The organism is Corynebacterium hylobatis, assembly GCF_003955685.1.
Lineage (GTDB): Bacteria > Actinomycetota > Actinomycetes > Mycobacteriales > Mycobacteriaceae > Corynebacterium > Corynebacterium hylobatis.
This window is the reverse complement of record NZ_RXHJ01000015.1, coordinates 63,458-85,103: the sequence shown is the minus strand read 5'-3', so window position 1 is coordinate 85,103 and position 21,646 is coordinate 63,458. Positions and strand designations below refer to the sequence as shown.

The window sequence follows — 21,646 nt, the reverse complement described above, 5'->3', positions numbered from 1 at the left end:
TCTAGATTGTGTCAGCAACCCGCGACATGAGCAGATCCTCCACCCGCCGGATGTGGGCACGGGCGTTCGAGGAGGAGGCCGGGTGCAGGTCATTGATGTGCCGACGGTAGGCCACCGCCCGCAGAAGCAGCTGGTCGATGTCGGGCAGCTGGCGGAAACGGTCGATGACGCCGTCATCCACCGCCCCGGCGATCAGCCCGTCGACGATGACCAGCGCCGCGGTGTAGCCGTGCGGGCGGGGCGCGGAGAAAGGCACCAGCTCCGTCACCGCGGGTGTCTGCGTGCCGTGGTAGAGCGTGCAGGCCAGCAGGTCGGCATGCCCGACCTGCACGGCACCGGTGAGCTGCCGGTACTCCGGCGCCGACTCCTCCCAGGCCCGTTGGTCGGCGAGCACGAAGGGATCGGCCTGCTCCGGTTCCGGCGGCTCCGGCTTGTCCGCCAGGGCATCGGCCAGGCGCAACGCCACCAGCACAGTCTCATCCACCCGGCGCGAGAGTTCCCCGTCGATCCAGGTGGAGGCCTTCCACCCGGCCACGACGAAACGACCGTCGGTGGAGCGCACCGGCCGGGCCAGGCGCACCCCGTCGATCTGGAGGGTGCCCCGCAGCTTGGCGGACCAGCCGGCCGCCACGCCGCTGGCGCGGGAGTAGACGACCGGGCCGATCCGCCAGCCGTTGTCCCAGGCATGGCCGGCGGGTTCCGGCACGCCGGATTCGCCCTGGAAGGCACTGACGACATGGTTGGGGACGGTCTCCTGGATCATGCCCGGAGACTCCATGTGTTCCGGCTGTCCAGGTCAGAGCACCGCCGGCCGCGGGTACGGCCACGGGTTGTACACACAGGTGACGTTCTCATCCGGGTAGACCTCCTCGGGGCTGAAGGAATTCAGCTCCGCGTTGTTGAGGGAGAGGGTCTGCTGCATCATGATCGGTGCGAGCTCACCCTCCCCGCCACAGGCTTCATGGGCGGCGAAGCCCAGCCCGTGGCCGACCTCGTGGTTGATCAGGTACTGGCGGTAGGAACCGAGGTCCCCCTCGAAGGGGGCGGCTCCGCGTACCCAGCGGGACTCGTTGATGATCACCCGGCTCTCCTCGCCGAGGCGGATGTGGCAGCTGGTCTCCATGGCCAGATCCTCCCCGCCGCAGATCTGCCGGGTGGTGCCCACGCTGGTCAGCTGGATGCGCATGTCCGGGTGGTCCTCCGGTCCGACGTGCTCGAAGCGGAAGGCCGGGTCATTGATCCACCCTTTGGGGTTGGCTAACGTGGCATCGACCATCGCAGCGAGGGCGTCATCGCCGCCGGAACCGGAGGTGTCCACCCCGTCCTCGACCTCGATGACATAGCGCAGGACCCGTTCGTGGCCCTCGCCGACCGTCAGGCCGGGGGCACCGACCACCCGGTAGGTGCCCGCGCCCTGTTCGGCGTAGGGGCCACCGGGTGGCAGCTGGTCGGGGGCCAGATGTTGCTCGGGGTCGTCCGCCGGGTCAGGGCCGGGGCGGCCTGTGTTCTGCGGGTGGTCGGCAGATTCCGAGGTGACGTTCACTGCACCGGGATCCTGGGCGTCCTGTTGCGCGGGTGCGCTGAACACGTCGATCAGCACCCAGACGGTGATGACGACGAGCACAGGGATGGCATAGGCACGCCACCCCAGTTCACGGGCGTAGCGGACCATGGGGGTCACGCGGGAACCAGGACTCATGGGGTCTTTCGGTGGAACGGGGCGGGTGATGGCCGGGCCTGCGGCCCTGGGCGTCAGGCGCCGGCGAAACCGACGAAACGCTGGGTGGTGGTGCCGAGTTCGACGTAGGCGATCTGGCGGGCCCGGACGATGTACTTCACGCCCTTGGCATCGGTCAGCTGCAGAGTCGCGGCGTCGTTGGACAGGGCCTCGGTGACCTGCTCGGCCACCTCGTCCTGGTTGGTGTCGGTGGTGATCACGAGCTCACGCGGGGATTCTACAAATCCGATCTTGATATCCATGGGCCCCATCATAGACGGGTGCCGATAGTATCTATGTTGTGTCTGCACATACTCCGTCCAAGCCGGATTCCCCGACCTTCGCCGAACTTGGTGTGGCGGTGGAAATCTGTGAGGCGCTCGCCACCGAGGGCATCACCCGGACCTTCGCGATCCAGGAGCTCACGCTCCCCCTCGCCCTCGACGGGACCGACCTCATCGGTCAGGCCCGCACGGGCATGGGCAAGACCCTGGGTTTCGGTGTCCCCCTCCTCGACCGGGTCTTCGACTCGGCGGAAGTGGAGGAACTCGACGGCACGCCACGCGCCCTCGTGATCGTCCCCACCCGTGAGCTGGCGGTGCAGGTGGGTGATGATCTCACCCGGGCCGCCGCAAAACTCCCGGTACGCCTGACCACCATCTACGGTGGCCGCCCCTACGAGGAGCAGATCGAGGCGCTCCGGGAGGGTATCGACGTCGTGGTCGGCACCCCGGGCCGTGTCCTCGACCTCCACCAGCGCGGGGACCTGCAGCTGGACCGGGTGGCGGTGCTCGTGCTCGACGAGGCCGATGAGATGCTGGATCTGGGTTTCCTGCCCGACATCGAGAAGATCCTCCGTGCTCTGGAGCACGAGCACCAGACGATGCTGTTTTCAGCGACGATGCCGGGGCCGATCATCACCCTGGCGCGCAGCTTCCTGAAGCAGCCGGTGCACATCCGTGCGGAGGAGGTCGGTTCCGCCCAGACCCATGCCACGACCAGGCAGGTCACCTTCCAGGCGCACCGGATGGACAAGGCGGCCGTGACCACCCGGATCCTGCAGGCGCAGGGGCGCGGGAAGACGATCATCTTCGCCCGCACGAAGCGCACCGCCGCCGAGGTCGCCACCGAGCTGGCCGGGCGTGGTTTCGCGGTGGGTTCCGTCCACGGTGACATGGGCCAGCCCGCCCGGGAGAAGTCGTTGGCGGCCTTCCGGGACGGCACGATCGACATCCTGGTGGCCACCGACGTGGCCGCCCGCGGCATCGACATCGACGACGTCACCCACGTGATCAATTATCAGACGCCGGATGACCCGATGACCTACGTCCACCGCATCGGGCGTACCGGTCGCGCCGGTCACTCGGGTACGGCGATCACCCTCGTCGGTTACGACGAGCTGGCGAAGTGGAAGGTCATCAACGACGAGCTCGGCCTGGACACCCCGGAGCCGCCGCAGTGGTTCTCCACCTCACCCGAGCTTTTCGACGCCCTCTCCATCCCCGAGGGCGCCCAGGACTCGGTCGGCCGTCCGCGGCGGGTCTTCGGTGGTCCCGCTGCCGCTGTGCGGGGCCATGCCCCGCGCCCGCCCCGCCGGAAGCCCCGGCGCTGATGGTCCGACCCCTGCGGCGGACCCGCGGCGACCTCATCGCCACCGGGGCGATCGCCGCAGTCTCGCTCATGGCGGTCGCGGGGGTGTGGGCCACCGCCCCCATCCGCGGGTCCGAGCTCACCCCCGCCGCCACCGAGTACGTCGCCGCCCCGGCGCTGTCGACCATCCCGGACAGCCTCACCCAGGTGTGGGCGCTGGCCGACACCCCCCTGCCCGGTGTCCACCGTCCCGTCATCGTCGACGGGCTCGTGGTCACCCATGCCGACCGCACCGTCACCGCCTCCGACCCGGCGGGTGAGACGGTGTGGACCTACCGCCGGGATCTTGACCTGTGCTCCCTGGGGGCGGCGTGGGGGCGGGTGGTCACCACCTGGCGGGCACCGAACGGTTGCGGTGATGTCGTGGCCCTCGACGCTGATTCCGGCACCTACAACGCCACCCGCAGCGCGGTCTCACCCGATGAGGTCGTGGCGGTGGCCTCCAACGACCGGATCGGCACGGCGGCCGGCCAGCGGCTGGAGCTGTGGCGTTCCGACATGGTCCGCACCGTCGAGTACGGCGAGGTCGAGGGCATCCAGGAACCCCGGCTGCAGCCCCACCCGGACTGCCGGATCACCTCCGCGCTGACGCGCACCGATCTGCTGGCGGTCACCGAGGTCTGCCCCGACGGGCAGGGCACCTGGCTGCGTTTCCAGGACACCACCCCGGAGCAGGCCCGCGCCCCGGAGATCAGCGCAGACGTGCAGCTGGACCACCCGGAGGCCCGTCTCATGGCCATCGGCCAGGAGGGTGCCGCGGTGTACCAGCAGAATGAGCTCATCTCTTTCACCGAGGGCGGCCAGGAGGTCGAACGGCGTGCTGTGCCGCAGGTCCCGTGGGCTGATCAGGACCTGCCCTTCGCGCCGGTCACCGCCGATCTGCCGCACCACATGAGTTTCTTCGACGGTCAGAGGCTCTACCTGCTGTCCCCGGCCAACCTCACGGTCCGGCATGTCCTGGAGGACGCCGTGGGCACCGGGGTGGCCGTCGACGGCCGGCTGCTCATGCCTACCGCCGAGGGCATCGCGGTGGTCAACTGGGACACGGGGGAGACAGAAAAAACCATCCCGGTCGACCGCGGGGGCCACGACGGGATGGTGACGTTGGGTGTGGTGGGTGACACGGTCGTCGAGAAGCGGGGCGGACTGACCGTCGGCCTGCGTCAGGCCTGGTAGCGGGCCTCCGACCACGCGAAGGAGTTCCGGTTGAAGAGGAAGTACAGCGCGAGGGCGGCACTGACGGCCGTGAACACGCCGAAGGGCCAGGCGCCGCCGGTGAACATGAAGTAGGCGACGCCCAGCAGGATGATCTCCAGGAGGACGATCGGCCCACGCCCCCACTTGTTGCCTCGCAGCATCGATATCGCGCCAGCCAGCACGGTGCCGAAGATGATGAGCATGAAGATCGCCGTGCCCGTGCCCACCCACCCGATGTTGGAGGTGTCGGAGACGAGCGAATGCTCCTCCGCTCCCGTGATGTCACGGAAGACAAGGAAAGCGGCGAACGCGAGGGCGATCACCGACTGCACGATGGCGATGATGCCGGCCCATCGGATCTGGGCGGGCGGCTGGGGGCGGCTGTTCACGTCGGTCACGGCACCTGAGTCTATACACAGTGGTGACACCGGGGTCAGGAACCCTGTTCAGGGGTCATCGGCCGAAAACAGATTTGACGTTCCAGCTGGAGTCATGCATCAGGGGAAACGCCCATTAATGCAGGTCAGAAGCGTTGTTGAAAAGTGTCCAAACAGTGACACAGAACACTTTACAGTCTTCACAAAGCATATAATTGAGTGAGTTCCATCACATTTGACGGTTTACCTCTAGCGCACTTGGCGTTCACATGTCATTATTCTCAGGTAGCAAAAACAGCCGGGCAATGAACCGGCACTTAACCCTGAGACACCAGAGGGTTAACGCAATGTGAACCGAGGTAGGGGCCAACAGGTCCCGGCCCGACACCGTAGCGACTGCAACTTTAACGACGGCCCCTCCAGCAGAGGCCTCATCTGGTGCGCATTTGATTGCCCGTATTTCACGTACTGCCTTTTAAGGAGAATCAACCATGTCTGACTGGCGCCACGAAGCTGTCTGCCGCGACGAGGATCCCGAGCTCTTCTTCCCCGTCGGTAACTCCGGCCCCGCCCTGACCCAGATCGCCAAGGCCAAGATCGTCTGCAACCGCTGCCCCGTCACCTCCCAGTGCCTCAAGTGGGCCCTCGAGTCCGGCCAGGACGCCGGCGTCTGGGGCGGTCTGTCCGAGGACGAGCGCCGCGCACTCAAGCGCCGCAACTCCCGTGGCCGCGGCCGCACCCGTGTTGCTGCCTGAGCACACACCTGAATTTTCCGCCACCGGTCCCGAGCGCTAGAGTTGGTGGGATCTGTCCATCACCTCACCCAAGGAGAATCACATGAGCAAGCGTGGTAGCAAGCGTCGTGCCCGCCGCAAGAAGAGCGCAAACCACGGCAAGCGCCCGAACTCCTAAATCAGGAACGTAGAACGGCGAAAAGGACCGCCCCCGCATTTGCGGGGGCGGTCCTTTGTTCTTCCTGTCGCCGGGGTCGAGATCACCTCCCCGAAAGAGCCTCGTCGAGAGGGCGCGGAAAATGGGCCCCGGGGCACCCATCTCGACGGGGTGGTCTCGACTCCGCCGGAGGGTGCAGGCTACGCCCGGAAGCGCGTCACCCGGATCTGCATGGTGATGCGCTCGCGCAACTCAGCCGGGGCCTCCACCTGGGCGGTGCAGCAACGCTGCAGCATCGCCCGGATCTCCTGCTCCGACTGGAGGCGTCCGTAACACTGGGGGCAGTCGGAGATCGATGCGATCAGCTCGCGGGCCTGTTCCGGGGTGGTGCCCGGGTCGACGAGTTCGCAGAGCTGGGACTGGATGTCATCGCAGCTGCAGCCGCAGGGTTCCTTCACTTCTTGCTCTCTTCCCGGGTCGTGATGTCCATGTCGGGGTGGTTGAGTCCGATCCCCTGTTCATGTGCCACCTCTTTCAACAGCTGCCGCAGCTGTTTTCTTCCCCGGTGCAGGCGGCTCATCACCGTGCCGATGGGCGTACCCATGATCTCGGCGATGTCCTTGTACGCCAGGTCCTCCACATCCGCGTAGTAGACGACCATGCGGTAGTCCTCGGAGAGCTGGTTCATGGCGTCGGCGATCTTGCCGTCGGGCATGTTCTTCAGCGCGGCCACCTCAGCCGATTCCAGACCCGTCGAATCGTGGGAACTGGTGGTGTAGAGCTGGTAGTCGCTGATCTCCTCGGTCGGCGACTGGATGGGCTGGCGCTGCCGCTTCCGGTAGACGTTGATGTAGGTGTTCGTCATGATCCGGTACAGCCAGGCCTTGAGGTTGGTGCCGGGTCTGAAGGAGTGGAAGGCGTTGAAGGCCTTGAGGTAGGTCTCCTGGACGAGGTCCTCGGCGTCAGCCGGGTTACGGGTCATGCGCAGGGCACCGCCGTAGAGCTGGTCAAGCAGGGGCAGGGCCTCCTCCTCGAAGCGGGTGGCGAGCTCAGTGTCCGACATCGGCGCCTTTCTTGAGACCTGGAGCATTCTGTTCCAGTGTAGTGGAGTGCCCACACCCGCTGTCCGTCTGCTCATCGACGCCGCCGTCCCCCACCGCCCCGTCACCTTCGAGGCAGGTGCCGGCAATTTCGGTGCGGCCGCCGCTGCTGCCCTGGGGGTCGACCCGGGGATGATCCTCAAGACCCTCATCGTCGATACCGGGACGGCCCTGGCCGTGTGCTGCGTGCCGGTGTCCGGGAAGCTCAACCTGAAGAAGGCGGCCGCCGCCCTGGGCGTGAAATCGGTGACCATGGCCGATCCGCGCAAGGCCCGGCGGGCCACCGGCTACGTACCGGGCGGTATCTCCCCGCTGGGGCAGAAACAGAAACTGGTGACGGTGATTGACGCAGGTGTCGAGAAGCAGCCGGAGGTCTACGTCTCCGGAGGCCGCCGCGGACTGGACATCGCCCTGTCACCGCAGGACCTGGCGCGGCTGACCGGGGCTCAGTTCTCCGCGATCAGCTCCGGGTAGTCGTTGCGGGTGTTGCCCACCGCCTTGTCCACCGGCCGGATGCCCAGCTGCTCCAGATAATCCACCGGGGTGGGGTGGAGTAGTTCAGCGGCCTGCTCAGCGGTACCCATGGTCCACTGCTCCACCTCCTCCTCGGTGAGGAAACGCGGCAGCCGGTCGTGCAGCCAGGCCAGCGGTCCCGCGGAGTCCGTGGTCACCATCGTCGCGGAGAGCCGGTCCAGGCCCGTCGCCCACAGGGCGGCGGCCCACATGATCCGTCCCTCCCCCGGGCTGACGAAATACGGGCGTTTACCGCTGCCGTCGTCGTGCCACTCGTAGTAGCCGTCCATGGGGATCAGACCGCGCTGGCGTCTGAAGGCGTCCCGGAAACTCGGTTTGGTGGCCACCGTCTCGCCGCGGGCGTTGAACAGCGGCGGTCCGGTCTCGTCCTTCTTCCAGTGCGGGAGCAGGCCCCAGCGGGCCGGGTCGAGCCGGGCCTCCGGCAGTGCCAGACGCACCACGGGCACCATCTGGGTCGGCGCGATATTGTATCTGGGCCCTGGCGTACCCTCCGGCGCATGGACCTCGGTGACCCCGGGAAGGGCGCCGACGTGGGCGAGCAGGGACTCATCGGTGGTGTAGAGAACGAAGCGACCGCACATAAGATCTATTATGGACGACATGACCGCCCCCTGGCCCGCGCCCACTGCTCACGGACCGATCCGGTGGACCCAGCACATCCCCGGCTCCAAGTCGATCACCAACCGTGCCTACATCCTCACCGCCCTCGCCGACTATCCGTCGGTCATCGAGAACGCCCTGCGCTCACGCGACACCGACCTCATGGCCGATGCCCTGCGCACCCTCGGTGTGGGGATCCGCGACACCTCCGAAGGCGTCCGCGTCGAACCCGGGCCACTGCACGGCGGTGAAGTCGAGTGCGGCCTGGCCGGCACGGTGATGCGTTTCGTCCCGCCGCTGGCTGCGCTGGCCACCGGCACCGTCGTCTTCGACGGCGACCCGCAGGCCCGGGTCCGCCCCATGAACACGATCCTCGACGCCCTGCGCACCCTCGGGGTGGAGATCACCGGCGACACCCTGCCCTTCACCGTCGAAGGCGGGGGCACCCCCGCCGGCGGCACCGTGGAGATCGACGCCTCCGGCTCCTCCCAGTTCGTCTCCGGCCTGCTGCTCGTCGCCCCGCGCTTCGCCGAGGGCATCACCGTCCGCCACACCGGCCCGAAACTGCCGAGCCTGCCCCACATCGAGATGACCGTGGCCATGCTGCGCCGCGCCGGTGTACGCGTCGACGTCTCCGAGAACACCTGGAAGGTCCACCCCGGCCCCGTCCAGGGTCGTACCTGGCATGTGGAGCCGGACCTGTCCAACGCCACCCCCTTCCTCGCCGCGGCGGCCGTCACCGGCGGCACCGTGTGCATCCCGCACTGGCCGCTGGACACCACCCAGCCCGGTGACGTCATCCGCGACATCCTCGAGCGCATGGGCTGCGAGGTCGAACTCATCGCCGCCGAACAGGGCCCGGGCCATGACCTGCGGGTCACCGGACCGGACAGCGGCCAGCTCAAGGGCATCCACCTGGACATGTCCGACATCGGGGAACTCACCCCCACCGTCGCGGCGCTGGCCGCCCTGGCCACCACCCCCTCCGAGCTGACCGGCATCGCCCATCTGCGCGGCCACGAGACCGACCGCCTCGCGGCGTTGAGCACCGAGATCAACAAACTCGGCGGGAACTGCCGCGAGCTTCACGACGGCCTGCTCATCACCCCCACAGACCTCCACGGTGGGGTGTGGCACTCCTACGCCGACCACCGCATGGCCACCGCCGGCGCCATCATCGGCCTGGCCGTCGAAGGCGTCGAGGTCGAGGACGTCCAGACCACCGCCAAGACCCTCCCCGGCTTCGAGCACATGTGGGAGGACATGGTCCATGGGTGATGCGCGTGGCTAACCGACAGTGGGACGAATCCGACATCCGCATCCGCCCCAACCGCCGCGGCACCCGCCCGCGCACCAAGGACCGTCCCGCTCATGACGACGCCGAATTCGGCATGGTCGTGACCAAGGACCGCGGCCGCTGGGGTGTCGTGCTCGACGGGCGGGAGGAACCGATCATCGCCATGCGGGCCCGCGAGATGGGCCGCACCGCCGTCGAGGTCGGCGACCGCGTCGGACTCGTCGGTGACACCTCCGGCCGGGAGGGCACGCTGGCGCGCATCGTCAAGCTGGAGGAACGCACCTCCGTGCTCCGGCGCACCGCTGACGACACCGACCCCTACGAACGCATCGTCGTGGCCAACGCCGACCAGCTGCTCATCGTCTCCGCCGTCGCCGACCCCCCACCCCGCTCCGGCTTCGTGGAGCGTGCCCTCATCGCCGCTTTCGTGGGCAACGTCGAACCCATCCTCTGTCTGACCAAATCCGACCTGACGGACCCCGCCCCATTCGCCGCTGAATTCGCCGACCTGGACGTCCGGGTCGTCATCGCGGGTGTGGATGATCCCGTCGATGAGGTCCGGGACCTGGTCACCGGCAAGGTCACCGCCCTGGTAGGCCACTCCGGCGTGGGTAAATCCACGCTGGTCAACCGGCTCGTCCCTGATGCCGACCGAGCCACCGGTGTGGTCTCCGGGGTGGGCAAGGGGCGGCACACCTCCACCCAGTCCGTCGCGCTCCGGCTGCCCGAGGGCGGCTGGATCATCGACACCCCCGGTATCCGTTCCTTCGGTCTGGCCCACGTCGACGCCGACACCGTCGTCGGCGTCTTCGAGGATCTCGCCGCTGCCGTGGAGAACTGCCCGCGCGGCTGCACCCACCTCGGCCCTCCGGCCGACCCCGAGTGCGCCCTGGACGACCTCGAACCCGATACCGCCTCCGCGCGGCGTCGGGATGCGGTACGCAAACTGCTCGAGGCCCTGAGTTCCAATAACGAGTGGGAGATGTAGGGGCCGGGTTCCGGGACAGGTCCTGGGCCGCCTGAATATCTGACACGCAGACAGCCCCCGTCCGGATTCACTCCGGGCGGGGGCTGCATCATTCAGGGGCGGACTACACCGCCTTCTGCGGCTCCGGTGCAGCGACGCGGTTGCGCCACTCCGGGGTGCGGCCGGTGAAGTTGAGCACGGCCTCCTTGACGGAGGGGCGCAGCTTCGCCAGGAAGCCGAGGCCGGAACGCAGGCCGGAGCGCTGGCCGTCCTCGTTCTCGCCGACCCAGACCTTGTCCTCGAGCTCGGGGTACTTGGTGAAGGCGGCGTTGGAGCGGACCTCGGGGGCGTTGTCGCGGTCAGCGGCCAGGAGCTTGTTCGGCAGGGACAGCTTGAGCAGGGTGCGCTGCACCTTGAGCAGCTGGGCCGGGAAGGAATCCGTGTTGTAGGGCAGGTCGAATTCCTCGCAGATGGCCTCGACACGCTTACCGATCTCCGCCAGGCGGTTCGACGGCATGTCCGGGAAGAGGTGGTGCTCAACCTGGTAGTTGAGGTTACCGGACAGGATGGTCAGGATCTTGCCGCCCCGGAAGTTGGCGGAGCCGAGCATCTGACGCAGGTACCACTCGTCGTGGGTCTCGTTCTTCCACTGTTCCTTGGTGAAGGTCTCGGCCTCATCCGGGAAGTGACCGCAGAAGATCACGGCGTAGGCCCAGACGGAACGGATGAAGTTCGCGGTGGCGTTGGCGCTGACGGTGCGGAGGAAGTTGGGGCCGGACAGCGCCGGGAAGAGGACATAGTCGCGCAGCCCCTGGGTGCCGGCCTTGCGGGCCGTCTCCCAGAACTTCGGGGCGGTCTCCTTCCAGGTGGTGCGGCCGGCGGCGAGCTTGCCCAGCTCGACGTCGTAGAAGCCCACGGCCCACTGGAACAGGGAGGCCAGGGTCACGTTGATCAGCGGCTGGAAGGCGTGCATCGCGGACCACTTGCGGTCACGGGTGACACGCAGGACACCGTAACCGACGTCCGTGTCCATGCCCAGGATGTTGGTGTACTTGTGGTGGGCGAAGTTGTGGGTGTGCATCCACTGGGAGGAGGGGCAGACGTTGTCCCATTCCCAGGTGGTGGAGTGGATCTCCGGGTCGTTCATCCAGTCCCACTGGCCGTGCATGACGTTGTGGCCGATCTCGAGGTTCTCGAGGATCTTGGACAGGGAGAGCAGGGCGACGCCGGCGAACCAGAAGGGTTTCTTACCGGAGAAGAGGAGGGCACCGCGGCCGGCGATCTCGATGTAGCGCTGAGTGCGGATCAACCCCTTGATGTAGCGGACGTCCTTCTCGCCGAGGTCGGCCTCGAACTCCTCCTTGATGGCGTCGAGGCGGCTGCCGATTTCGCGGATGTCCTCGTCGGTGAGGTGGGAGTATGCCTTGATGTTGTCGATTGCCATGTGGGTCTCCTAGGCGTCGATGGTGACATCGCCGGCGGCGACGCCGACGCAGGTGCGGATGCGGGAACCGGGTTCCCTGGTGTCGCCGGTACGCAGGTCGTGGACGTGGCCGTCGACGAGCTCACGGACGCAGGTCTGGCAGATACCCATGCGGCAGCCGAAAGGCATCTGCACGCCGGCGGCCTCGCCGGCCTCGAGGATGGTGGTGGCGCCGTCGACGGTGGTCTCCACGCCCTGGCGGGCGAAGGTGATGGTTCCGCCCTTGGCGTCGGAGACGCGGTCGAGGGTGAAGCGTTCGACACGGATCTCGACGCCGCGCTCCTCGGCCCAGGTCTCCAGCTCATCGAGCATGGTGGCCGGGCCGCAGGCGTAGATGACGCGCTCGGCGTAGTCGGGCACGAGCTTCTCCAGGACCTTCGGGGAGACCCGCCCGTCCTGGGAGGTGACCTGGGTATGGGCGTCGAAGTCCTCGAGAACGTCCTCGAAGATGAGATCGGCGCGGTTGCGCACGGAATGGACGACCTTGATGTCGCTCTCCCCGCGGCGTTCCTCCAGGCTGCGCAGCATCGCGACGACCGGGGTCACACCGGAACCGGCGGTGACGAAGAGCAGCTTCTCCGGCAGCGGGTCCGTCAGGTGGAAGTCACCGGCCGGGGCGGCCAGGCGGACATTGATTCCCGGTCTTGCGGTGCCGACGAGGTGGGTGGACAGTTTGCCCTTCTCCACGGCGCGGATGGTGATGGAGAACAGTCCGTCGCGGGTGTCGGGGGTGTTGGTCAGCGAGTAGCTGCGCCAGGTGTAGCGGCCGTCGACACGCAGGCCGATGCCGATGTACTGGCCGGCCCTGAAGTTCACCGGGACACCCCAGCCGGGGCGGATGACCAGGTGGATGGTGTCGTCGGGGAAGCGTTCGACGCTCTCGATCTTTCCGCGCAGTTCGCGCTTGGACCACAGCGGGTTGGCCAGGACGGTGTAGTCATCCGGCAGTAGCGGTGTGGTGAAACGTCTCAGGATGCCGCGGAAGCGGGCGAGTCCGTCGGGCGATTCGGTCATCGACCCCTCCTCAGAAGGAATAGCATTTGGTTACGATCGCGTAGCCTACGCCAACGTAACCTTGTTGTCCATCGCCACGCCCCAGGATTCCCGCGGCAGTTTTCTAGAGCAGTTCGATCAGGAAAGGAAGCTCAGTGGGATCGTAGAATGCCATGAAGTTCTCCTGGGCATCCCCCACTGTCAGCTCGGCATCCTCATCACCCAGGTCGGCGGCGTCGATGGCATCGATCGCGGCCTTCGTCGCCTCCTCAGATTCCTCGATGTCGATGTGGATGGCCGCGACATCAGCCAGCTCAATCACCGCGGGCGAGAGCGCCACCACGGACTCCCCGTTCTCCGGGGCCAGGGTCACCGCTGAGTCATCCACGTCGACGGAGACGACCACCCGGCGGTGCGGGAAGGCCTCCTCGTCGCCGATGGCCAGCAGGCGCAGGGATGCCTCCGCGGCGTCGAGGTAGGCGGCGTAGCCGATCTCCTCCTCGTCACCGGCGGTGTAGAACTCCACCAGGGCGGGTGTGGCGGCGAAACCCCAGCCGGAACGGACGGGCATTTTCCCGGTCTCGTTGAGGCCGGTCAGCATCGCGAAGGTCGCCGGCAGGTAGACGCGCACCTAGAACTCGCCCTCGATGTCGAAGATGGCGCAGATCTCGATGACCGCGCGGTCGAAGACCTGGTAGAGCACGCCCACCAGTCCGACCTCGACGGCGCCGCGGACGTTGAGGATCGAGTCATCGACAAGCACACAGTCGCTGACCGGCAGGTCGATGGCCTCGGCCACCGCGGCGAAGGCCGCCGGCTCGGGCTTCTCCGCCCCGATCTCACCGGAGAGCAGGACCGCATCGACGATACCGCGGTACTCCCACTCCCGGATGTGCTCCGCGGCCGGGCCGCCCGGGTCATTGGAGAGGATGGCAGTGGCCACACCGTTGGCCCGCGCCGCGGCGAAGAGATTCTTCCAGCGGCGCTGGTCCTCCTCCGGCCCGTCCAGTACTCCGACAAAATCGACGATCAGTCCACGCACTCGCTGCTCCCTCAGATGTGTTATCGCTGTCTGCGTGTCACAATGATACCCAGCCCACCCCGCGCCTGCCCCGAGTGTCCTCACTGGAGCAGCCATGTTGTCCCCCGTACCTGGTCTCACGCACCTGAAGGTGCTCGTCCCGCAGCCTCCGTTCGCCGACGTCGCCCCTCCGCCACCGCCGCCCGCCGACGGCTCACGACGCCGCGCGGAGACCCTTGTGCGCATCGCCCTGGAGACTGCCTTCGGGATGCGCCCGGTCCCCCAACTCAAAGCGCCGCAGTTCGCGACCCCGGTGCGCCTGCACGTGGCGGCCCGCCAACGGCAGGGCATCCGCGGGCCCGTGCGGGTGGACACCCTCCACCTGCGTGCCGGCGGGGAGCTCTTCGGCACCGCCGTCTCCGCCGGCCGGGCCCACGCCTTCACCGCCCGGGTGACCGGGCAGCAGCTCGTGAGCTTCCGGGTCCTGTGACGGGCTAGGCCTCGGTGACCTGCGGAGCCGGCTGCGGCTCAAACTGCTTGCGCAACATGAACAGCTGGCGGACGGTCTCCTCCTTGATGGCGTCGTTCATGGCGTTGAACATGTCGCCGCCCTCCTTCTGGTACTCGACCAACGGGTCACGCTGTGCCATGGCGCGCAGACCGATGCCCTCCTTGAGGTAGTCCATCTCGTAGAGGTGCTCGCGCCACTTGGTGTCGATCACCGGCAGGATGACCATGCGCTCCAGGTTGCGCATCTGCGCCTCGCCGCCGATGGCGGAGACATTCTCCTCCAGCTGGCTGTACTCACGCTGGGCGTCCGCGGTGAGCGCCTCGCGGAGCTGCTCGGCGGTGAGCTCGCCCGGGGAGCCGTACTCCGAGCCGTCGACAAGCTCCTGCCACGTGAAGCTCGGGCCGTAGAGCGACTCGAGTGCCTTCCACAGGGAGGCGAGGTCCCAGTCCTCGACATAACCGACCGCGGTGGCACCATCCACGTAGGCACCGATGGTCTCGTCGATCATGTTGCGGATGTACTGGCGGATGTCCTTGGCCTCGAGGATTTCGCGGCGCTCGGCGTAGATGACCTTGCGCTGCTCGTTGAGCACCTCGTCATACTTGAGGACGTCCTTGCGCACCTCGAAGTTCTGGTTCTCCACCTGCGCCTGCGCACCCTTGATGGAGTTGGTGACCATCTTCGCCTCAATCGGAACGTCATCCGGCACGTTGAGGCGGTTCATCATGTTCTCCATGGACTGGCCCACGAAACGCACCATGAGCTCATCACGCATGGACAGGTAGAAACGGGTCGCGCCCGGATCGCCCTGACGGCCGGCACGGCCGCGCAGCTGGTTGTCAATGCGGCGGGACTCATGACGCTCGGTGCCCAGTACATAGAGGCCACCGGCCTCGCGAGCCTGATCACCGAGCTCCTGGGCACGCTTCTTCGCCTTCGGCAGTTCCTCGTTCCAGGCCGCCTGGTACGCTTCCTCATCCTCGAAGGGATCGAGGCCACGCTCGCGCAGACGGATGTCCAGGATGACCTCGGGGTTACCACCGAGGACGATGTCGGTACCACGGCCAGCCATGTTGGTGGACACGGTCACCGCACCCGGCATACCGGCCTGGGCGATGATCTCACCCTCCTGCTCGTGGTGTTTGGCGTTGAGGACCTTGTGTGGGATGCCTCGGCGCTGCAGCAGCTGCGAGAGGTACTCTGAACGCTCCACCGAGGTGGTGCCCACCAACACCGGCTGGCCCTTCTCCACACGCTCGGCGATGTCCTCGGCGACGGCCGCGAACTTCGCCTCCTGCGTCTTGTAGACCCGGTCAACCATGTCCTCACGCTGGTTGTCCCGGTTCGTCGGGATCGGCACCACATCGAGTTTGTAGATCTGGTGGAGCTCAGCAGCCTCGGTCTCGGCGGTACCTGTCATGCCGGCCAGCTTCGCGTAGAGGCGGAAGTAGTTCTGCAGGGTGATGGTGGCCAGAGTCTGGTTCTCGCTCTGGATCTCCACCTTCTCCTTGGCCTCGATCGCCTGGTGCAGGCCCTCGCTGTAGCGGCGGCCAGCCAGCACCCGGCCGGTGAAGGAGTCGACGATCATGACCTCACCGTTGCGCACGATGTAGTCCTTGTCACGCTCGAAGAGTTCCTTCACCTTCAGCGCGTTGTTGAGGTAACCGACCAGCTGGGAGTTCTCCGGGGCATAGAGGTTGTCGATGCCCAGCTGATCCTCCACGTAGGCGACGCCCTCCTCGAGCACACCCACGGTGCGCTGACGCTGGTCCAGCTCGTAGTGGATGCCGAGCCTCATCCGTGGGGCCAGCTCGGCGAAGACATTGTAGAACTGCGAGGAGCCGTCCACCTGGCCGGAGATGATCAGCGGGGTACGGGCCTCATCGATGAGGATCGAGTCGACCTCATCCACGATGGCGTAGTGGTGACCGCGCTGGACGAGATCGGCCAGGGAACGTGCCATGTTGTCACGCAGATAATCGAAGCCGAGCTCGTTGTTGGTGCCGTAGGTGATGTCTGCCTCGTAGGCCCCCTCACGCTCATTCGGAGCCATGTCGGAGAGGATCACACCGACGGACAGACCGAGGAAGCGGTGCACGCGGCCCATCATCTCGGCGTCTCGCCTGGCCAGGTAGTCGTTGACCGTGACGATGTGCACACCCTTGCCCTCGAGGGCGTTGAGGTAGGCGGGCAGCACCGAGGTCAGGGTCTTGCCCTCACCCGTCTTCATCTCGGCGACGTTGCCGAAGTGCAGGGCGGCGCCACCCATCACCTGGACCAGGTAGTGCTTCTGACCCAGCACACGCCAGGCCGCCTCACGTGCGGTGGCAAAGGCCTCCAGGAGCAGGTCGTTGAGGGTCTCCCCGTCGGCGAGACGCGCCCGGAACTCGTCGGTCTTCGCCTTGAGTTCCTCATCACTCAGCGCAGCGTACTCGTCCTCGAGGGCGAGAACATCCTGCGCGATCTTGTTGAGTCGCTTGACGGTGCGCCCTTCACCGACGCGGAGCAGCTTGGACAGTCCAAACACGTGCAGTCGTCCTTTGTGGTCGATATGGAAACTAATTTCTGCGTCATTGTACGCAACAACGACGACACCGCCGCCCCAACGACCCGGAAGGGCCTGTGGAGGCGGCGGTGGCAGTGCTCAGGTAGGAATTCCTACTTCTCTTCCCCGGCGAGGGAGATCAGACCGTAGTCGAAAGCGTGGCGACGGTACACCACCGACGGGCGGTTGTTCTCCTCGTTGATGAAGAGGTAGAAATCGTGGCCGACGAGCTCCATCTCCGACAGGGCGTCATCAACGCTCATCGGGGTGGCGGTGTGCTCCTTGCTGCGCACGACCTGACCCGGGACGACATCCTTGACGGAATCGGCGTACGGATCGACGTCGTACTGGTCCTGGGCCTCACGGGCCTTCTCAGCCTCAGCGACCATCTCGGCGGCTGCGACACCGGTCGAGGTGGGTGCACGGTGGCCCGAACGGGAGATCGAGCGACGGGCCTTGACCTTGCGCAGGGAGCGCTCCATCTTCGCCAGAGCGGTCTCGAGGGCGGCGTAGAAGCTGTCCTCCTTGGCCTCGGCCCGGGCCAGGTGGCCCTTGCCGGTGGCGGTGATCTGGATACGGTCGGACTCCGAGTCACGGCGCGGGTTCGGCTCGTGCTGGAGTTCCACGTGGAAGAACGTCAGGGTCGGGTCGAGGCGCTCAATCTTGGCGAGCTTGCTGTTGACACGCTCAGCGAAGTGCTCCGGGACCTCGACATTCCGACCGGTGATGGTGACCTGTGCCTCGGGGCTCAGGACATCGGTGTTCTCAGCAGGTGATGTCATCTGCTTCCTCCCTTATTTGGTGGGACAACTCAAGTCACCTCCCATGCTACATCGCCGCTCACAACCAGTGCCCCACCACCCCGGGAATCATGCATGGCAGATAACGAGCGCCCCGGCCACCTCACAGCCGGCCGCGAAAAGTGCCTCTGAACTGGCCGCGAGGGTGGATCCCGTCGTGGCCACATCATCAACCAGCAGCACCGGACCGGCGGGGATCCGGCGCAGCTCCAGCGCACCCGAGAGGTTGGCCCGCCGGCCCTCGGCCCCGAGACCGACCTGGTCACTGATGCGTCGGCCGTGGCGCAGCGCCACGCTCACCGGCAGCCCCGTGGCCGCACAGACGTCGGTCACCGGATCCCCGCCGCGCATGCGTGCCGACGCCGCCCTGGTCGGCGCGGGGACGAGCACGGGAGCGTCGACAAGCTCACCACGCGCCTGCAGGTGCGTGACAGCAGCGGCGAGCACCGGGCCGAGGAATCGACGTACCGCCAGATGCCGGTGCTCCTTCATCGCCAGAACCACACGGCGGTGGGGGCCGGCGTAGGCACCCAGCGACCAGACCGGAACATGCGGGTCAACGCGGGTGTGGATCCGCTGCGGCGGGGTGCGCAGCGCCAGACGGCACCTCCGGCACAGATCACCACCCGGCGCACCGCAGCCGGCGCAGCGGCGCGGCAGCAGCAGGTCCGTCATCGTCAGCGGCGGGTCAGTAGGCGGCGACCAGCGCGGAACGCACGCCCTGCAGGCCGGCGACCTCACGCCAGAAGACGTTGTCGCCCCCTGTACCCGGCAGCTGGAGTACCGCATTCGCGTCCGTCAGGTAGATCATCGACGGGGTCGCGGCGACCGCCACAACAGGGGCGGTGATGTTGCCGGAGGGCAGGGAGGTCACGGCTGAGCCGTCCTGCTCCGCCCGCCAGATCGGGGTCTCCGGGGTGGATGTGCCCACCAGCAGCGAACCGTCGGGTTGCCAGTCCAGGGACAGGGCTGTGCCACCCAGCTGCGGGGCGAGCTCGCGGACGTTGACGATGCGTTTGTCCGCGGGGCCGACGCGCTGGACCACGCCGACATGGACGCGGCCGTTGATGATCATGGCCACCCGGGCACCCGAGTGCGAGAGCCGGAGAACCGAGATGTCGCCTTCGAGCCCGTCGAGCTCTGAGGAGTCGACCGTGGAGCGGCTGAACTCCCCGCTGGGGCCGGAGTAGACGACGCGGACAATCGTGTCGCCGTCGACGACGACCCACTGGCTCCGCGAGTCCACCTCGAAGGTGGGCCGCGAGATTGTCTCGGCCCGCAACGCCTCATCCAGGCCCCCCTCCAGGGTGCCCGCCAGCAGCACGGAGCTGTCCGGACCGATGCCGTTCTTCTGTACGGCGGCGACCTCACCGTCAGCGGTGATGTCGACCGACTCGATGTTCTCCAGGCTGCCCAGCTCGCCTTCGACGGGCAGGACCTGCTCATCGGCCACGCGACGGACCACGCCGTCGGTGAGTGCGAAGAGCGGGATGATCGCGTTCGTGTTGATCAGCGGGTTGAAGTCGGCGAAGTCATCGGTGGTCAGCCGTTCATAGCCGGGTGAGAGCGGGACCCCGTCGACCAGCACGGTGTAGGGCTCGGGAATGTTCGCCACGGCCAGGGTCCACACCAGCTGGGCCGAGAAGAGCCGGCGGGCCTCCACGTCCACATCAGTGAAGCCGGTGAACTGGTAGGCACCGTCGACGATGCCGGCGAAGGTGGCCTCCGGGGGCAGTAGGGGGTCCACGGCCGGGGCCAGCACCGGGGAGGGTCCCTCCATCATGAGGGTGATGAGGGCGGTGTCCAGTCCCTGCTGGCCGGAGTAGATCCACCGGCGGTCACTGATGAGGGCCTGACCGGAGGGAGCCGTGAAGAAAACCCGGTGCGGCTGGAACTGGTTGCGCAGTTCGGTGCGCTCCAGAACCACCCCGGCCGGCAGGGCGGAGATGCGCCACTCACCGTTCTCCCGGACCATCTCGATCGTGGCCTCGTAGACACCGTTCTCCGGCTCATAGGAACCGCCGGCGGCCAGCCTGCCCACCACCGCGCCACGCACGCTGAAGGAGTGCTGCCCGACGGTGGAACCCGGCTGGGTGACCAGGTCGATGCGGTCAACCACCAGCACCGACTCGCTCGGATTCCACCGCTCGGCGGCCTCCGGGGTGAGGAAGGAACGCGCCGCCTGGTAGTCCTGCGTGGGGTGCGCGGAGGCGGTGTAGAAGTCCCGCAGCAGCAGGTCCGGCTCCTGGCCCTCCTCCGGGCCCAGATCGGATTGCTCGACCACCTGGGGTTCAAAGGAGCGCAACGCCTGCGGCTCGGTGTTGGTGGGCAGGGTGGTGCATGCGGTGAGCAGGGCGGCGGCGGCCATCCCTGCGCTCAGTATCCGTAGGCGTCTCATGTCGTCGGAGCCTCTTCTGTCGGAGCCTCTGCTGCCGGGGCCTCCAGCTCGAGAGGGCTCTGGAGGATCGTCTGCTGCGGTTCCCGCGGCAGCAGCACCCGGAACTGTGAACCTACCCCGATCGTGCCGGTGGCGTCGAGTTGTCCACCGTGGAGGACGACGTCCTCGCGGGCGATCGCCAGGCCCAGACCCGTGCCGCCGGAGTGGCGGCGACGGGAGGCGTCGGCCCGCCAGAAACGGTTGAAGGCCAGCTCCTCCTGGCCCGGTTTGAGGCCCACGCCGTGATCGGTGACCGTGATGGCCACTGCGTTCTCATTCTCGGCCAGCACCACGTCGATCGGGTTGCCCTCGGAGTGGTCGATGGCGTTGGCAATAAGGTTGCGCAGGACGCGTTCGATACGGCGGGAGTCGCCCGTGATCATCACCGGCTCCTCCGGCACATCGAAGCGGACGTCGACCTCGAGCTTCTTCGCCAGGTGTTCGGTCTGCTCCCAGGCGGACGTGATGCAGGAGCGGACGTCGATACGCGCCTCGGAGAGGTCGGCGACGCCGGCGTCGTGGCGCGAGATCTCCAGCAGATCCGTGAGCAGCTCCTCGAAGCGGTCGAGCTCACGGATCATCAGCTCGGAGGCACGCCTCGTGTGTGGCTCCAGGCTGTCCGGGTCGGAGGCGATCATGTCGGCGGCCATGCGCACCGTGGTCAACGGTGTACGCAGCTCGTGGGAGACGTCCGAGGTGAACTGGCGCTGGAGGTCGCCGTACTCCTCCAGCTGGTGGATCTGACTGGACAACTTCTCGGCCATGTCGTTGAAGCTGATGGCCAGTCGCGCCATCTCGTCCTCACCGTCCACGGCCATACGCTCACGCAGGTGCCCGGCGGCCAGGCGCTGGGCGATTCTGGACGCCGAGCGTACCGGCGCCGTCACCTGCTGTGTGGCCAGCCAGGCGATGCCGACGAGCAGCACGACGACGACCACACCTGCCGCCGAGAGCAGGCCACGCAGCAGCGCCAGGGTCGACTCGTCCGATTCCATCGACATGACCAGGTAGACCTGCAGGTCCGGGATGTCCGTGTCAGTCGGAGTACCGATGACCAGCGCATTATAGGTCGAGCCGTCAGTGCGGCTTACGTTGGCGAACTGGTAGGAGACCTGGTCCTCGGAGACGAAGCGCCGCAGCTTCTCCGGGATGCGGTAACCCTCCGGCGCGGAGATGACCGACCCATCGGGATTGTCCACCACCAGCACCGGCTCATAGACGGCCGCAATGTCCGACTGGGAGGTGCGCTGCGTCAACGAGGCACGGGCCGAGTTGATGCGCACCTGCAGCGTCGACGTGGCCGCGGTCGCGTCAATCTGCTGTTCGACGGTCACGCGGGCACGGTCGATCTCCGAGTTCGCGATGTCCAGCTTCGAATCCACCAGACGCGAGGTGACCACGGAGATCAGCGCCATGCCCAGGATGAACATGACCACCGCCGAGGCGAGGAAGATCGACCCGATGACACGCACCTGCAGCGAGGTCCGCCACGTCTCGCTGATGCGGTCAACCACCCGTTGGAAATA

At 67.0% G+C, this 21,646-nt stretch carries 24 protein-coding genes; 8 read left to right on the top strand and 16 right to left on the bottom strand.

Going from position 1 to position 21,646, the window contains the following annotated elements; all coding sequences use genetic code 11:
* Position 1: 1 nt before the first annotated feature.
* The 3 genes from EAH68_RS11355 to EAH68_RS11345 all read right to left on the bottom strand — a co-directional run bounded on the left by EAH68_RS11355 (position 2) and on the right by EAH68_RS11345 (position 1,980).
* Positions 2-763 (bottom strand): TIGR02569 family protein, encoded by a 762-nt coding sequence (locus tag EAH68_RS11355; RefSeq protein WP_126121449.1) that lies wholly within the window; start codon positions 761-763, stop codon positions 2-4.
* 33 nt (positions 764-796) lie between these two features.
* Positions 797-1,672 (bottom strand): DUF3152 domain-containing protein, encoded by an 876-nt coding sequence (locus EAH68_RS11350; protein WP_126121471.1) that lies wholly within the window; start codon positions 1,670-1,672, stop codon positions 797-799.
* 80 nt (positions 1,673-1,752) lie between these two features.
* On the bottom strand, positions 1,753-1,980 hold the full coding sequence (locus tag EAH68_RS11345) for a DUF3107 domain-containing protein (protein WP_126121448.1): 228 nt from the start codon (positions 1,978-1,980) through the stop codon (positions 1,753-1,755).
* A 38-nt stretch (positions 1,981-2,018) separates the two neighbouring features.
* On the opposite strand from EAH68_RS11345, the gene EAH68_RS11340 reads away from it, so the two are divergent.
* A complete protein-coding gene (locus EAH68_RS11340; protein WP_126121447.1) occupies positions 2,019-3,329 on the top strand; it encodes a DEAD/DEAH box helicase in 1,311 nt (436 codons plus the stop codon).
* On the top strand, positions 3,329-4,543 hold the full coding sequence (locus EAH68_RS11335; RefSeq protein ID WP_126121446.1) for an Rv3212 family protein: 1,215 nt from the start codon (positions 3,329-3,331) through the stop codon (positions 4,541-4,543). Before EAH68_RS11340 ends, EAH68_RS11335 begins: the two co-directional genes overlap by 1 nt.
* On the opposite strand, the gene EAH68_RS11330 is transcribed toward EAH68_RS11335, so the two are convergent.
* Positions 4,531-4,962 carry a hypothetical protein gene (locus EAH68_RS11330; protein ID WP_241228430.1) on the bottom strand — a complete coding sequence of 144 codons (432 nt, stop codon included), beginning with the start codon at positions 4,960-4,962 and terminating at the stop codon, positions 4,531-4,533. The two genes, EAH68_RS11335 and EAH68_RS11330, sit on opposite strands and share 13 nt — an antisense overlap.
* Before the next feature lie 470 nt (positions 4,963-5,432).
* Here EAH68_RS11330 and EAH68_RS11325 point away from each other — a divergent pair, with 470 nt between their 5' ends.
* The gene (locus EAH68_RS11325) at positions 5,433-5,696 is read left to right on the top strand and encodes a WhiB family transcriptional regulator (RefSeq protein ID WP_126121445.1); all 264 of its coding nucleotides are present in this window, start codon (positions 5,433-5,435) and stop codon (positions 5,694-5,696) included.
* A gap of 82 nt (positions 5,697-5,778) precedes the next feature.
* Entirely contained in the window at positions 5,779-5,853 is a 75-nt protein-coding gene (locus EAH68_RS15175; RefSeq protein ID WP_373277303.1) for a 50S ribosomal protein bL37, read from the top strand.
* 179 nt (positions 5,854-6,032) lie between these two features.
* Here the strand turns inward: EAH68_RS15175 and EAH68_RS11320 are convergent, their stop codons facing one another.
* Entirely contained in the window at positions 6,033-6,290 is a 258-nt protein-coding gene (locus EAH68_RS11320; RefSeq protein WP_126121444.1) for an anti-sigma factor, read from the bottom strand.
* Complete coding sequence (locus tag EAH68_RS11315) at positions 6,287-6,895, bottom strand: sigma-70 family RNA polymerase sigma factor (protein WP_126121443.1); 609 nt, start codon at positions 6,893-6,895, stop codon at positions 6,287-6,289. Before EAH68_RS11315 ends, EAH68_RS11320 begins: the two co-directional genes overlap by 4 nt.
* A 46-nt stretch (positions 6,896-6,941) precedes the next feature.
* Here EAH68_RS11315 and ybaK point away from each other — a divergent pair, with 46 nt between their 5' ends.
* Complete coding sequence (gene ybaK, locus EAH68_RS11310) at positions 6,942-7,406, top strand: Cys-tRNA(Pro) deacylase (protein WP_241228429.1); 465 nt, start codon at positions 6,942-6,944, stop codon at positions 7,404-7,406.
* On the opposite strand, the gene EAH68_RS11305 is transcribed toward ybaK, so the two are convergent.
* The gene (locus EAH68_RS11305) at positions 7,379-8,047 is read right to left on the bottom strand and encodes an SOS response-associated peptidase (RefSeq protein WP_126121442.1); all 669 of its coding nucleotides are present in this window, start codon (positions 8,045-8,047) and stop codon (positions 7,379-7,381) included. The genes ybaK and EAH68_RS11305 overlap by 28 nt on opposite strands.
* Positions 8,048-8,057: 10 nt before the next feature.
* Here EAH68_RS11305 and aroA point away from each other — a divergent pair, with 10 nt between their 5' ends.
* The gene (aroA, locus tag EAH68_RS11300) at positions 8,058-9,344 is read left to right on the top strand and encodes a 3-phosphoshikimate 1-carboxyvinyltransferase (protein WP_126121441.1); all 1,287 of its coding nucleotides are present in this window, start codon (positions 8,058-8,060) and stop codon (positions 9,342-9,344) included.
* Positions 9,341-10,351: a ribosome small subunit-dependent GTPase A gene (gene rsgA, locus EAH68_RS11295; protein WP_439647631.1), complete on the top strand. Its 1,011-nt coding sequence runs from the start codon at positions 9,341-9,343 to the stop codon at positions 10,349-10,351. The genes aroA and rsgA overlap by 4 nt, the downstream gene beginning before the upstream one ends.
* A gap of 103 nt (positions 10,352-10,454) precedes the next feature.
* On the opposite strand, the gene EAH68_RS11290 is transcribed toward rsgA, so the two are convergent.
* From EAH68_RS11290 to EAH68_RS11275, 4 genes are all read right to left on the bottom strand, one after another.
* Positions 10,455-11,774, bottom strand: a complete 1,320-nt coding sequence (locus tag EAH68_RS11290; protein WP_126121440.1) for a fatty acid desaturase family protein — start codon at positions 11,772-11,774, stop codon at positions 10,455-10,457.
* A gap of 9 nt (positions 11,775-11,783) precedes the next feature.
* Positions 11,784-12,827 (bottom strand): ferredoxin reductase, encoded by a 1,044-nt coding sequence (locus tag EAH68_RS11285; protein ID WP_126121439.1) that lies wholly within the window; start codon positions 12,825-12,827, stop codon positions 11,784-11,786.
* A gap of 103 nt (positions 12,828-12,930) precedes the next feature.
* On the bottom strand, positions 12,931-13,437 hold the full coding sequence (locus EAH68_RS11280) for a DUF6912 family protein (protein ID WP_126121438.1): 507 nt from the start codon (positions 13,435-13,437) through the stop codon (positions 12,931-12,933).
* A complete protein-coding gene (locus tag EAH68_RS11275; RefSeq protein WP_126121437.1) occupies positions 13,438-13,848 on the bottom strand; it encodes an HAD-IA family hydrolase in 411 nt (136 codons plus the stop codon).
* Positions 13,849-13,942: 94 nt separating this feature from the next.
* On the opposite strand from EAH68_RS11275, the gene EAH68_RS11270 reads away from it, so the two are divergent.
* Entirely contained in the window at positions 13,943-14,317 is a 375-nt protein-coding gene (locus tag EAH68_RS11270) for a hypothetical protein (RefSeq protein ID WP_126121436.1), read from the top strand.
* A gap of 4 nt (positions 14,318-14,321) precedes the next feature.
* On the opposite strand, the gene secA is transcribed toward EAH68_RS11270, so the two are convergent.
* From secA to mtrB, 5 genes are all read right to left on the bottom strand, one after another.
* Entirely contained in the window at positions 14,322-16,865 is a 2,544-nt protein-coding gene (gene secA, locus EAH68_RS11265) for a preprotein translocase subunit SecA (protein ID WP_126121435.1), read from the bottom strand.
* A 131-nt stretch (positions 16,866-16,996) separates the two neighbouring features.
* Positions 16,997-17,665 carry a ribosome hibernation-promoting factor, HPF/YfiA family gene (hpf, locus tag EAH68_RS11260; protein WP_126121434.1) on the bottom strand — a complete coding sequence of 223 codons (669 nt, stop codon included), beginning with the start codon at positions 17,663-17,665 and terminating at the stop codon, positions 16,997-16,999.
* An 87-nt stretch (positions 17,666-17,752) separates the two neighbouring features.
* Positions 17,753-18,358 carry a ComF family protein gene (locus tag EAH68_RS11255; RefSeq protein ID WP_126121433.1) on the bottom strand — a complete coding sequence of 202 codons (606 nt, stop codon included), beginning with the start codon at positions 18,356-18,358 and terminating at the stop codon, positions 17,753-17,755.
* Positions 18,359-18,371: 13 nt separating this feature from the next.
* Positions 18,372-20,081, bottom strand: coding sequence for an MtrAB system accessory lipoprotein LpqB (gene lpqB, locus EAH68_RS11250; protein WP_126121432.1), 1,710 nt, complete (start codon positions 20,079-20,081; stop codon positions 18,372-18,374).
* Positions 20,078-21,634, bottom strand: coding sequence for an MtrAB system histidine kinase MtrB (gene mtrB / locus EAH68_RS11245; protein WP_277600477.1), 1,557 nt, complete (start codon positions 21,632-21,634; stop codon positions 20,078-20,080). Before mtrB ends, lpqB begins: the two co-directional genes overlap by 4 nt.
* Positions 21,635-21,646 lie beyond the last annotated feature (12 nt).